Annotated in this window: 7 protein-coding genes; 5 read left to right on the forward strand and 2 right to left on the reverse strand. The window is 65.4% G+C overall.

The window, feature by feature from the left end:
• The first annotated feature begins 46 nt into the window (after nt 1–46).
• From HDE76_RS17770 to HDE76_RS17780, 3 genes are read left to right on the forward strand one after another with little or no spacing between them, the layout of a single operon-like run.
• Nucleotides 47–6,289: an Hpt domain-containing protein gene (locus HDE76_RS17770; protein ID WP_184509505.1), complete on the forward strand. Its 6,243-nt coding sequence runs from the start codon at nt 47–49 to the stop codon at nt 6,287–6,289.
• Nucleotides 6,286–8,034 (forward strand): chemotaxis protein CheB, encoded by a 1,749-nt coding sequence (locus HDE76_RS17775; protein WP_184509506.1) that lies wholly within the window; start codon nt 6,286–6,288, stop codon nt 8,032–8,034. Before HDE76_RS17770 ends, HDE76_RS17775 begins: the two co-directional genes overlap by 4 nt.
• Entirely contained in the window at nt 8,031–8,564 is a 534-nt protein-coding gene (locus tag HDE76_RS17780) for a chemotaxis protein CheW (protein ID WP_179477454.1), read from the forward strand. Before HDE76_RS17775 ends, HDE76_RS17780 begins: the two co-directional genes overlap by 4 nt.
• A 35-nt stretch (nt 8,565–8,599) precedes the next feature.
• Here the strand turns inward: HDE76_RS17780 and HDE76_RS17785 are convergent, their stop codons facing one another.
• The gene (locus HDE76_RS17785) at nt 8,600–9,334 is read right to left on the reverse strand and encodes a 16S rRNA (uracil(1498)-N(3))-methyltransferase (protein WP_184509508.1); all 735 of its coding nucleotides are present in this window, start codon (nt 9,332–9,334) and stop codon (nt 8,600–8,602) included.
• 308 nt (nt 9,335–9,642) lie between these two features.
• Here HDE76_RS17785 and HDE76_RS17790 point away from each other — a divergent pair, with 308 nt between their 5' ends.
• Nucleotides 9,643–9,930: a hypothetical protein gene (locus HDE76_RS17790; protein WP_179477452.1), complete on the forward strand. Its 288-nt coding sequence runs from the start codon at nt 9,643–9,645 to the stop codon at nt 9,928–9,930.
• A gap of 5 nt (nt 9,931–9,935) precedes the next feature.
• On the opposite strand, the gene HDE76_RS17795 is transcribed toward HDE76_RS17790, so the two are convergent.
• A complete protein-coding gene (locus tag HDE76_RS17795) occupies nt 9,936–11,306 on the reverse strand; it encodes an adenosylmethionine--8-amino-7-oxononanoate transaminase (RefSeq protein WP_184509510.1) in 1,371 nt (456 codons plus the stop codon).
• 57 nt (nt 11,307–11,363) lie between these two features.
• Here HDE76_RS17795 and HDE76_RS17800 point away from each other — a divergent pair, with 57 nt between their 5' ends.
• The gene (locus HDE76_RS17800; protein WP_255481659.1) at nt 11,364–12,188 is read left to right on the forward strand and encodes a type II secretion system protein N; all 825 of its coding nucleotides are present in this window, start codon (nt 11,364–11,366) and stop codon (nt 12,186–12,188) included.

A 12,188-nucleotide genomic window follows, 5' to 3' on the forward strand; every position in this document is an offset into this window, starting at 1 on the left:
GCTCGTCGGTTGCGTAACGTTGTTGGGCAATCGTTGAGAGAGGCGCATGAGACTTCAAGACCACATCGATTTCACCACACTGCACTGGGTCAAGCCGGAGCTCGACGAAACCTTGTCGACCGCCCGCGAAGCGCTGGCGACTTACGTCGAGCATCCGATGCAGCGCGATGCCATGCGTTCGTGCGCCGAGTATTTGCACCAGGTGCGCGGTACCCTGCAGATGGTCGAGCTGTACGGCGCCGCACAGGTCACCGCGGAAATGGAAACGCTGGCGGTTGCGCTGCTGCAGGATCAGGTCACCCACCGCGAAGAAGCCTACGCTTCGCTGATGCGCGGCCTGATGCAGTTGCCCGATTATCTGGAGCGCCTTTCCAGCGGCCACCGCGACGTGCCGGTGGTGCTGTTGCCGCTGTTGAACGATCTGCGCGCCAGTCGCGAGCTGCCGGCGCTGACCGAGTCGGCGATGTTTCATCCGAATCTGGATGCGTTTCTGCCGGAGCAGGCGCCTGCCGCCATGAGCGAGTCGTATGCCGAAGCGCATCGCGGCGAGCTGGCGGATCTGCGTCTGCGTTTCCAGCAGCAGCTTTTGAGCTGGTTCCGCGGGCAGGACGCTGCGCAGCAACTGCTCGGCATGCGCACGACACTGCTGGCGATCGCCTCGCGCTGCTATCACGTGCACGGGCGTCGGCTGTGGTGGATTTCCGCCGGCGTGCTCGAAGGTCTCGAGCAGGGCATGCTGAAAAGCTTTGCCGGCGAAATACGTCAGCTGATCGGCAAGGTCGATCGCAGCATCCGTCAGCTGATCGAGCAGGGCGAAATCAGCCTGCGCGGCGGCGATGCCGACGACGTGTGCTGCAAGATGCTGTACATCGTGGCGCAGTCGAAAGAACGCAGCCCGTTGATGGAACAGCTGCGCGTCACCTATGCGCTGGATAGCTTGCTGCCCGACGCCGCCGAACTGGAGCATGCCCGCGGCTCGATGGCCGGACACAACCGCGCCCTGCTCGATTCGGTATCGCGCGCGCTGAAGGACGACCTGCTGCGCGTCAAGGAAGCGCTCGATCTTTTCCTGCGCCAGGAAGACGCCGACCCGTCGCAGCTCGCTTCGCAGAGTGAAGTGCTCGAGCGCGTCGCCGACACGCTCGGCATGCTGGCGTTGAACGTACCGCGCCGTGTGGTGATCGAACAGCGCCGCGTGCTCGACGAAATCGCCAATCGACTGCGCCAGTCCGACGAAGAAACCCTGCTGGATGTGGCCGGCGCGTTGCTCTACGTCGAGTCGTCCTTGGACGACCACATCGAAAGTCTGGGTTCCGAAGACGAAACGGAATCCACCGAAGCGGTGCAGGGCCTGCCGCGCAGCGAGGCGCTTGGCGTGGTCACTGCGCTGATGCAGGAGGCGATCGCCAATACCGGCAGCGTCAAGGGCTCGATTATCGCCTTCGTCGAATCCGGTTGGGAGCATAGCCATCTGGCCGTCGCGCCGGCTCTGATGGGCGAAGTGGCCGGCGCACTGCGCATGCTTTCCGCGCCGCGTCCGGCCGATCTGGCCGAGGGCGTGGGCCGTTTCGTGGCGGAAGAGCTGCTGATGGACCGGCGGGTGCCCTCCGGCGAGCAGATGGATCATCTGGCCGATGCGCTGGCGGCGCTGGAGTATTACCTGGAAGCCGCGCGCGAACATCGCGGTGGCCTGGATCATATCTTGGACGTGGCCGAGCACAGCCTTGGCATGCTCGGTTACTGGCCGCTGCCCGCCGCGCGCGCGTTGCCGCCGCCCACGATGATCGAACCGGCGGATGGCATCGAGCCGACTGCCGTCGAACACGCCGCTGGCCTATCCATCGACGAAGCCGCGCACGACGAAACACTTGCGCACGAGGCGCATCCCGATCTCACCGAATCGGTCAGCATGCTGCCCGGCGACGATCTCGGCCATCTGTTTGTCGGCGAGAGCGAGCAGCCCGCCACGGCGGCCCACAATCTGGACGGCCTGCGTCTGACCGAGACGGAAACGACGGCGCCGCCGCCATCGGAAAATACCAGCGCGGCCGACCCGTACGACGACTGGATCGAGATCGAGGAAGAGGCGTTCGAAGAGCTGCCGGTGCGCGACGCGTTAGCTGGCAAAACCGTGTTCAATTTCGACGCGGAAGGTATCGACGACGATATTCGCGAAATCTTCTTGGAAGAAATGCAGGAGGAAATCGACAGCCTGCGCAACGGCGAAAAAGTCTGGCTGGCCGAGCCGACCCAACTTTCCTCGCTGGTTACCTTGCGACGCTCTTTCCACACGCTGAAAGGCTCGGGTCGGCTGGTCGGTGCCGGTGTGCTCGGTGAATTCGCGTGGAAGGTCGAAGACATGCTCAATCGCGTGCTCGACGGCAGCATCGAGCCGCACGAAGGCGTGCAGGCCGTGCTCCATCATGCGATCGCGGCCCTGCCGGAGCTGCTCGCGGCGCTCAAGGGCGAGGGTGAGCCGACGGCGCCGCTCAGCGCGATTATGCAAACGGCGGAAGAAGTGGCCGCTGGCCAGCGAACCCGCGTGGAAGATCACCTGTCGACCGCGACGGAGATGGTTCGTCGCGTCGTGCTGCGGCGCATTCCGCGCTCCCAGGCGGCCGCCGATGCCGTACCGGAAGCCAGCCTCACCGAAGGGCACACCGCCGCCGACAATCTTGCGGCAGGCGACGAGTCGACGTCGTTCGAGCCGAACAGATCGATGCCCGAGATGCCGCCGGTGGATCCGGTGCTGTTGGAAATTCTGCGCAGCGAAGTGGCGCAGTATCTGCACACCATTCGCGGCGCCATCCAGCGCAGCGACATCGAGCTGCCGATCGGCGAAGACTTGCTGCGCGCCGTGCACACGCTGCACGGCGCCATCGCCATGGTCGATATCCAACTGCTGACCCAGCTGCTGTCGCCGCTGGAAAGCCTGTTCAAGCGTCTGCGCGCGCTGAACGTTGCGCTGCCGTCCGAGGGCGTGCGCATGCTCGAACAGACGGTGGATCTGGTCGACCATGTAATGGGCCAGTTCGACGTGGACCAGCCGCAGCTGCCGAATGCCGATGCGCTGACGGCGCAGATTGCCGCGCTGCGCGACCGCTACCCGGAATCGCAGATCGCGCACGTGGTCTACGAGCGGCGGTCGGACGAGGAAGACGCGATCGAATCGCAGCACGCCGACGAATTCGCGGCCGAAAACGACACGGTCGAAGCGCACGCGGACGAGCCGGCCGATCGCGCCCACGCGCCGCTGGAAACCGTGCACGAGGATGCGTCAAGCAACGCCGCCGAGTTTGATCCCGTGCCACAGCTGACTGGTCACGACGAAAGCACCGACACCTCTGCCGATGACGCCGCCGAGCCGGTCGATGCGGCGTCGGCGAACGAGCCCGAAGCGGATACCGTCGCGGAAGTCCATCCCGACGACGCGCGTCATGCGGAGCTAGCCGCCGAAATGGTCGCGGCGCTGGGTGCGTTCGAGCCCGAGGTGGCTGCCGCCGAGCGCATTGCTGCCGAGCAGCTGGCCGCCGAAAAGGCGGCGGCCGAGCACGCGGCGGCGAAGCAGCTGGCTGCCGAACAGGCAGCGGCCGAGCAGGCGTCGATCGACAAGCTTGCCGCTGAACACGCTGCCGAACTGGCCGCGCAGCAGGCTGCCGACGAAATTGCCGCCGAATTGTTGGCTTCCGAAAAGCGCGATGCCGAAGCGCGTGCGGCCGAGGAAGCCGCTGCCGCCCGGCAAGCCGAGGAAGTTGCCGCTGCCCAGCAAGCCGCAGTCCAGCATGTCGAGGAAGCCGCTTCTCCCCATCAGCTGGTCGAGGCGCCCGCCGAGCCGGTGCAAGAAAGCGTCGTCGCGAACGACGCGCCAGTGGTCCAGGACGAGGTTTACGCACTGGCCGGCTCCGGTCACATCGACGCGGATCTGCTGGAAGTATTCATCGACGAGGCGCGCGAAATTCTCGATCACGCCGACGGCGTGATGGCGCAGTGGCACGATGCGCCAACCGAGCTTTCGTACGTGGCCGAGCTGCAGCGCGACCTGCACACGCTCAAAGGCGGCGCGCGCATCGCCGGTTTGATGGGCGTGGGCGATCTCACGCACGCCATCGAAACGCTGCTGGAAAAACCCATCCGCGATCCGTCCAAGACCGGCCCGCTGATCGGCGCGCTGGAGTCGGCGTTCGATCGTCTGCACAAGCAGGTGCAGTCGGTGTCGTTGGGCCAGACGGTCGATTACCCGCAGGACATGATCGATCAACTGCTGGCCTTGGCCGGCGAGACGAATCTGTCCGACGACGCCAACTCGATCGATGACGCCGCACCGCCTGCGAGAAGCGCCAGTGCGCTGCTGCTCCCGACGGCGCCTGCGGTCACGATGCCGGAACATCTGCCCGATCTTCCCGACCTCTTGCCGGAAGCGGAAGAAGAGGTGCGATCGTCGCAGGAGCAGATCCGCGTTCGCGCCGATCTGCTCGACAGCCTGGTCAGCCACGCGGGCGAAGTGGCGATCTACCGCTCGCGCCTGGAACAACAGGTGGCCGGCTATCGCTTCAACCTGGTCGAACTGGAGCAGACCGTGTCGCGTCTGCGCAGCCAGCTGCGCATGCTGGAAATCGAGACCGAAGCGCAGATCATCGCGCGCTTCCAGCGCGAACATCGCGAAGCGGGCCTGACCGTGTTCGATCCGCTCGAGCTCGATCGTTATTCGCAGCTGCAGCAATACTCGCGCGCGCTGGCCGAATCGGTCTCGGATCTGGTGTCCATTCAGACCTTGCTCGACGAGCTCACCCGTCAGGCGGAAACGCTGCTGATCCAGCAGTCGCGCGTCAGCACCGAGCTGCAGGACGGCCTGCTGCGCACGCGCATGTTGCCGTTCGACACGATGGTGCCCAACCTCCGTCGCACGTTGCGTCAGGCAGCGCAGGAAGACGGCAAGAGCGCCCAGCTTTACGTGGACGGCGCGCACGGCGAAATGGACCGCAACCTGCTCGACCGCATCAAGGCGCCGTTCGAGCACATGCTGCGCAACGCGATCGCTCACGGCATCGAGTCGCCGGAGGAACGTCGCGCGGCGGGCAAGCCCAGCGAGGGCGCGGTGCATATCCGCGTGGCGCGCGAAGCCACCGAGGTGGTGATTCGCGTCAGCGACGATGGCCGGGGCCTGGATCGCGAGGCGATTTTCAAGCGCGGTATCGAGCGCGGTCTGCTGCGTGCCGATACCAAGCCGACCGACGACCAGCTGCTGTCGCTGATCACCCAGCCGGGCTTCTCCACTGCCAGCACGGTGACCCAACTGGCCGGTCGTGGCGTCGGCATGGACGTGGTCGCCAACGAGATCAAGCAGCTCGGCGGTTCGCTGTCGATCGAATCCGAAGCGGGCAAGGGCAGCGTCTTCGTGCTGCGTCTGCCGTTCACCCTCGCGGTGACGCAGGCCATCCTGGTACGCATCGGCGAGGCGACCTTTGCCATTCCTATGACTTCGGTGCAGGGCGTGGCGCGCGTCAGTCCGGATGATCTGGCGGTGCGCCTCGCCGACGACGAGCCGACCTTCCAGTACGGCAACGAGGAATACGGCATCCACGATCTGGCCGAATTGCTGGGCCTGCCTCCCGGCCTGCCGGCCGACGGCGAACAGCAGCCGTTGCTGCTGACGCGTGCCGGCGATCTGCGTGCGGCGATCCGCATCGACGCGGTGCTCGGTTCGCGCGAAATCGTGGTCAAGTCGGTCGGTCCGCAGATCAGCTCGGTACCCGGCCTGCTCGGTGCCACCATCATGGGCGACGGCTCGGTGCTGATCATTCTCGATCTGGCCCCGCTGGTGCGTCACGGCATCACGCGCCGTCAGCATCGTATCGCCGACGGTCTGAGCGCCGTGCAGGCGCCGGTGATCGAAGAGATACGGGTGCGGCCGCTGGTCATGGTGGTCGATGACTCGATCACCATGCGCAAGGTCACCGGCCGCGTGCTCGAGCGCCATGAGTACGACGTCAGTACGGCGAAGGACGGCATCGACGCGATCGAAAAACTGCATGAGCGCGTACCCGATCTGATGCTGCTAGACATCGAAATGCCGCGCATGGACGGCTATGAGCTGGCCACGCACATGAAGGCCGATCCGCGGCTGCGCGATGTGCCGATCATCATGATCACCTCGCGCAGCGGCGACAAGCATCGCCAGCGCGCCTTCGATATCGGCGTCGATCGCTATCTCGGCAAGCCGTATCAGGAGGCGGAGCTGCTGGTGCAGATCAGCGAGGTGCTCGAGCAGCGCGTCGGAGCCGAATCATGAGTCAGGGCGCACCGGCGGTTGCCCTGTTGTTTGATGACGTCGAGCTGGGCGGACATCTGCGCGATGCGCTGAGCGAGTGCGGCGCGCGTATCGTGCACGAAGGCGATATGTCCAGCCTCTCGCGCGATTTGCTGGAGAAAGTCGGCGCACAGGTGCTTGTCGTCAACCTGGACGACTCCGCCGACGACGCGCTGGATCGTCTGTACGAAGTCATCGACGGCGACAAGCCGCGCGTGGTCTTCAACGATGCGCAAGCCAGCCGCGCGCTGACCGGCTGGGATCGCGCCCGCTGGGCGCGCCATCTCGCCGTCAAGGTGCTGGAGATGGGCGATTTCGATCCGCCGCGACCCGAGTACGCGCGCGGCGTCGAGGTGATCAACAGCGACGTGCTGGAAGCGGCCATCGCGCGAGAGTCGACCGCGGAGTTTGCGTCGGCGCCTGAATTGCACGCTGTTGCCGAAACGGACATTCAACCCACGCCGCCGAGCGCGGACAGCGAACACGAAGCCCTTACGCTGGAAACGCCGTCGTTCGCGTCCGATGAATCGGAATGGGCCGATGTCGACGCGTTGCGTACACCCGCGGCCGGCGAGCAGTCGGAAAACCTGGCTGCCGAACTGGAAGCCCTGCTGGCGTCGGGCGATCTGTCGGTGGACGAGGAGGCTCCCACCGGTTCCGGCCTGCGTTTCACCGACGACGAAGAGCTGCCGCCATTGCACGATGGCCACTTCGGTCCGCCTGCCGGCGCCGATGACAGGCCGGATGCCTCCGAATCGGTGGGCGAGTCTCAGGTGGCCGCGGCAGAGCAAAACGCCGGCCCAAGCCGCGTGACGCCACCGGTGTTCCAGCTCGATCATCTGGAGCTGGCGCCACTGACGGATACGACCGTCGCGCCGATGGCCGCAGGGGCCGCGCAGCAGATTCCGACCGACGCGCTTGTCGCGCAGGCGCGTGTGCCGGACAGTTGGTCGCTGCTGGAGGACGATGATGTGCCGCTGGCAGATGAGAAAGCCGACGCGGCGGATTTCGGCATTCACAAGGTCAGCGCGGCGGATTTTCTCGCACCCGATGCCGAGCAGGCTGACGCGGACGACGAGGCGGTGATGAGCCTTCAACTGCTCTCGATGGAAGAGGCGGTTGCACCGACGGCTTTCGAAGAGGCTGAGGCCTTTCGCGCCAACAGCCTGAGCCAGATCGTGCTGCTGGGCGCGGCGGCTGGCAGTAGCGAATCGGTGTACGGCTTTTTGTCGGCGCTGCCCGCCGACAGCCGGCTGGCCTTCGTGCTCACACAGCATCTGGGCGCAACGCCGGTCGATACCCTGGTAGACGCATTGGCCCAGCACTCGGCGCTGCCGGTGCGCGCCGCAACGCACGGTAGCCGGGCCCGCGTGGGTGAAGTCATCGTCGTGCCGGCGGGGCAGCAGCTCATCCTGATCCGCGACGGCAGCATGGAGCTGCGGGCCAGTGGTGCCGACGCATCGCAAGGGCCGTCGATCGATGCCAGTTTCAGCATGGCCGCCAATGTGTTCGGTGCTGACGCGCTCGCCATCGTGTTCGCCGGTCGCGGCACCGATGCGGTGGCCGGCGCGCAGGCGGTACACGATCGCGGCGGCAGGGTCTGGGTGGAGTCCTCGGCCAACGAACATCCCGCCGACATGGTCAGCGGTATTTCCGCCGAACGGTTGGTCAGTTTTTCCGGTACGCCCCGTGAGCTGGCGGCGCATCTGATCGAGGTGTTTTCATGAGTGAAGAACAGCCGCTGCCGCGTGAAATTCGCTGCGTTCTGGTGCCGGTAAGCAACCTGCGCCTGTTGCTGCCCAATGCGACCGTCGCCGAGGTCATTACCTACAGCAAGCCCGAGCCGGTGAACGACGCGCCGGAATGGCTGCTGGGCCGCATCGCCTGGCGCGGCTGGCGCGTACCGCTGGTGTCGTTTGCGCAGCTGTCGAAGAGCGAGGCCGGCGACAGTGAAGCCAGCGTTCGTGTGGCCGTGCTCAAGGCGCTGGGCGGCAATCCGAAGCTGCCGTTCGTGGCGATGCTGACACAGGGCTTTCCGCGCCTGACCACGCTCAACGCCGAGCTGATCATTCCGACCCATGACGGCACTCCGCTGCCGCCGGGCGTGCGTGCACAGGTGCTGGTGCGCGATGACGTGGCGATGATTCCCGATCTGGAGTGGCTCGAAGCGGAGCTGCTGAGCCTGCTCGACGACGCCGACCTGACCGAGGCACCGGTGCCGCACGACAGCACCGAATGGTTGGGCACCGGCGGCTGAATCAAGTTTTTTTCAGACAGGCGAATTTGCAGGTTTCAGGCGTCCCCATGAATCGCCTGAAGCGCCGCCAGCGCGGCCAGTCCCGCGGTTTCGGTACGGAGAATTCGCGGCCCAAGCCCTAGCCCTTCAAACGTGGCGGCGTACAACGCACTGATGTCGCGCTCGCCCAGGCCGCCTTCCGGCCCCACGACCAGTACGCCGCCAGCGACGCCGAAGCGCAGTTCGCGAGTCGATCTGGCCGCCTCGGGAAGCAGCGCCAGTCGCAGCGCGCCATCGTCGGCCAACTCGTCCAACCACTTCGCCAACGGCACCGCAGCGGTGATTTCCGGTACGCGTGCGCGACCGCTTTGCTCACAGGCGCTGGCCGCCACGGCGCGCCAGTGCAGCAAACGTTTCTCCGAACGTGCCGCATCGAGCTTTACTTCCGAGCGCTCGGTCAGCAGCGGCACGATGCGGGTTACTCCCAGTTCGGTCGCCTTCTGCACGATCAGATCCATCTTGTCGCCGCGCGCCACGCCCTGCGCCAGGGTCAGCGCAAGCGGCGACTCGTTGGTAAGGCCGAGCTTGGCGTCGATCCGAACGGTTACCTCACGCTTGCTGACAGCGACGATGGTCGCCGCGTAGTCGCAGCCGTCGCCGTTGAAAAGTGTCAGCGGATCACCGGCCACCATTCGTAGTACCCGCACGGCGTGCTCGCTGGCCCGCGCTGGCAGCGCCAGCTCAGCGCCGACATTCAGCGCCTGATCGATATGAAGTCGGATGGTTCGCATGGAGCGTTCGCGCGGTAAAAAAGCAGCATAACCGAGCCGGCGCGCGCTGCCGAATGCGCCAGGAGCCTGTCGGACATCCGCTGGGCGGATTTTCGCCTCGAGCGCCCAAGCCCCACAGGTTCCAAGGAAACTGAATGTCAGCGAGATGAACGAGCGTGTCTCGTTGCCAGCGCGCGACGACCGGCGCAGCATGGCACCACGTATCCCGTCAGCGCTGTCGAGGTTTCGCTATGTCTTATTCAACGATTTCAACATTGGTCGTGTCCAAGCGTATGGTTCTGGCACTTGCGCTTTCAGCGGGTGTGGCAATGGGTGCGACAGCGGCCGCGCAGAGTTCACCTTCGGCGGTTCCGGCGACAAGCTCGACGGATCAGGGCAAAACCACGTCAAAAACGGCCGACGGCGATCATCGCCTGATCAAACCCGGCGACCGCGCGTGCCTGCGCAACACCGGCAGCCTGATTCCGCCGAAGAAAGGTGACTGCCTGCCGGTGGCGGGGCGCAGTTACAGCCGCGACGAGTTGCGCAACACCGGCGCGATCGACAACGCGCACGCGCTGCAGATGCTCGATCCCAGCATCAGTCTCGGACACTGAGAGCTCTAGCTAACGACGGCAATTTCGATCCCGGCGATGGCCGCATCGACCAGCCGATCGATATCCGATTCGGTAACCACGTACGGCGGCATGAAGTAGACCACGTTGCCCAGCGGCCTCAGCACGACGCCGCGTTTGAGTCCCTCCATGTACACGCGCATGCCGCGCCGGTCCTCAGCGGCGAACGGCCGGCGGCTGGGCTTGTCGGCTACCAGCTCCACGGCAGCGATCATGCCCGTCTGACGCACGTCGCCGACATGCGCGTGATCGCGCAGTGGCGTCAGCCGCCTGGCCAGGTGCGCGGACAGCTGGCGATTGCGTTCCAGCACCGGCTCGTCGCGGAATATCGCCAGTGTTTCCAGCGCCACGCGACAGGCCAGCGGGTTGCCGGTATAGCTGTGCGAATGCAGGAATGCCTTGCCGGCGTTGTACTCGGCGTAGAACGCCTGATAGATCGCATCCGTGGTCAGCACGGCCGATAGCGGCAAGAAGCCACCGGTGAGGCCTTTCGACAGGCACATGAAATCCGGCGTCGTCGCCGCCTGCTCGCAGGCGAACAGCGTACCGGTGCGGCCGAATCCCACCGCGATTTCATCGGCGATGAAATGCACGGAAAACTCGTCGCACAGAGCGCGCAGGCCCGTGAGATAGCTGGGGTGATACATACGCATGCCGCCGGCGCATTGCACCAGCGGCTCGACGATCACGGCGCAAGTTTCATGCGCTTGGCGCTCAAGCAGCGCACGCAGCTCCAGCAGTCGGCGCGTGGCGATCTGCTCGGGACGCTCGCCGGGCTCGCCTTCATACGTATCGGGCGACGGTGCAAGAAACGGCGTCAGCAACAGCGGCGCATACGTCTTGCGATACAGCGCCACATCGCTCACGGACAGCGCACCCAGCGTTTCGCCGTGATAGCTGCCAGTCAACGCAATAAAACGGGTCTTTTCGCCGTGGCCCTGGTTGAGCCAGTAGTGAAAGCTCATCTTCAGGGCGACTTCGATCGCGGCCGAACCGTTGTCGGCAAGGAATACGCGATCCAGCCCGGGCGGCGTGATGCGTACCAGTTCTTCGGCCAAGGCAATCGCCGGCTCGTGCGTGAAGCCGGCGAAGATGACATGCTCCAGCGTGCGCGCCTGGTCGGCCAGCGCGGCCGCGATGCGTGGATTGGCGTGACCGAACAGATTGGTCCACCACGAACTGATACCGTCGAGATAGCGCTTGCCATCGGCGTCGATGAGCCAAGCGCCATCGCCGTGCACGATCGGCACCATCGGTACGCCGGCCATGTCGTGATCGTGCATCTGCGTGCAGGGATGCCACAGGTGTTTGAGGTCGCGCGCGGCAAGCGCGGCGTTGCTGCTTGTGGAGTGAGTCATCCGGCTATCATCGGCGCTGTGCGCTGGACGCTCAAGCCCAGCGGTGAAGACGGTCGGATGAATCACGTTGAGAATCGGCGGTTGAAGACGCTACAAAAATGCCTGGTTGCCCTGGTCTTGCTGGTGCTGGTCGTGCTGATGCTGGTGTGGTTTTTGCCCGCCCGCCTGGCGCTGCTGTGGATTGCGCCGCAGCTGCATGGCGTGCGCCTGCAGCAGGTCGGTGGGCTGCTCTGGGACGGCCATGCCGATCAGGTCACGACCAGCGACGGGCAGGTACTGGGCAAGCTGAGCTGGCAGCTATCGCGCTCGGCCTTGCTGGGGAAAGCCCAGCTGCAGCTGGATTTCGCCGGTCCGCAGCTGAATTTTTCAGGGGCCATGCGCAAACTGCCGCAGGGCCGGGTCGAGTGGCGCGACGTCCATGCCCGTATGGATCTGTCGGTGCTCGATGCCTACGTGGCAAAGCTGCCGCAGGGGCGGCCGCGCGGCGAACTGCAGCTCAGCGTGGAGCACGCCCTGCTGCAGGCCGGCTGGCCGCTGGAGCTGCAGGCGAATACGCAGTGGACTCAGGCATCCATAAAAACGCGCGGGAGCGATATCGCCCTCGGCGCACTGCAGCTGCAGGCGCAGGCGCAGAACGGCGTGATCTCGGCGCAGCTGCATGACGATGGCCACGGCCCGCTGCAGGCAGATGGCCAGCTCCAGCTGAGCCCGCTGGGCTGGCGACTGGAAGCGACTTTGCTGGCTCGACAGACCGACGCGGCGCTGCGCCACTGGCTGGCCCAGTTCGGTCGGCCTGATAGCGACGGCACGCTGCACATTCGACGAAGCGGCGGCATGGCCATGGGTCTGCCGGCGCCGACCTCCGCCAGGACGCCCCTCTGA

Origin of the sequence: Rhodanobacter sp. ANJX3, from assembly GCF_014200755.1 — a bacterium.
Taxonomy (GTDB): Bacteria; Pseudomonadota; Gammaproteobacteria; order Xanthomonadales; family Rhodanobacteraceae; genus Rhodanobacter.

Excerpts from the sequence above, each read along its gene's own strand:
- HDE76_RS17785 (WP_184509508.1), bottom strand. The coding sequence starts at position 9,334 with ATGCGAACCATCCGACTTCATATCGATCAGGCGCTGAATGTCGGCGCT.
- HDE76_RS17780 (WP_179477454.1), top strand. The coding sequence starts at position 8,031 with ATGAGTGAAGAACAGCCGCTGCCGCGTGAAATTCGCTGCGTTCTGGTG.
- HDE76_RS17795 (WP_184509510.1), bottom strand. The coding sequence starts at position 11,306 with ATGACTCACTCCACAAGCAGCAACGCCGCGCTTGCCGCGCGCGACCTC.
- HDE76_RS17775 (WP_184509506.1), top strand. The coding sequence starts at position 6,286 with ATGAGTCAGGGCGCACCGGCGGTTGCCCTGTTGTTTGATGACGTCGAG.
- HDE76_RS17790 (WP_179477452.1), top strand. The coding sequence starts at position 9,643 with ATGGGTGCGACAGCGGCCGCGCAGAGTTCACCTTCGGCGGTTCCGGCG.
- HDE76_RS17800 (WP_255481659.1), top strand. The coding sequence starts at position 11,364 with ATGAATCACGTTGAGAATCGGCGGTTGAAGACGCTACAAAAATGCCTG.
- HDE76_RS17770 (WP_184509505.1), top strand. The coding sequence starts at position 47 with ATGAGACTTCAAGACCACATCGATTTCACCACACTGCACTGGGTCAAG.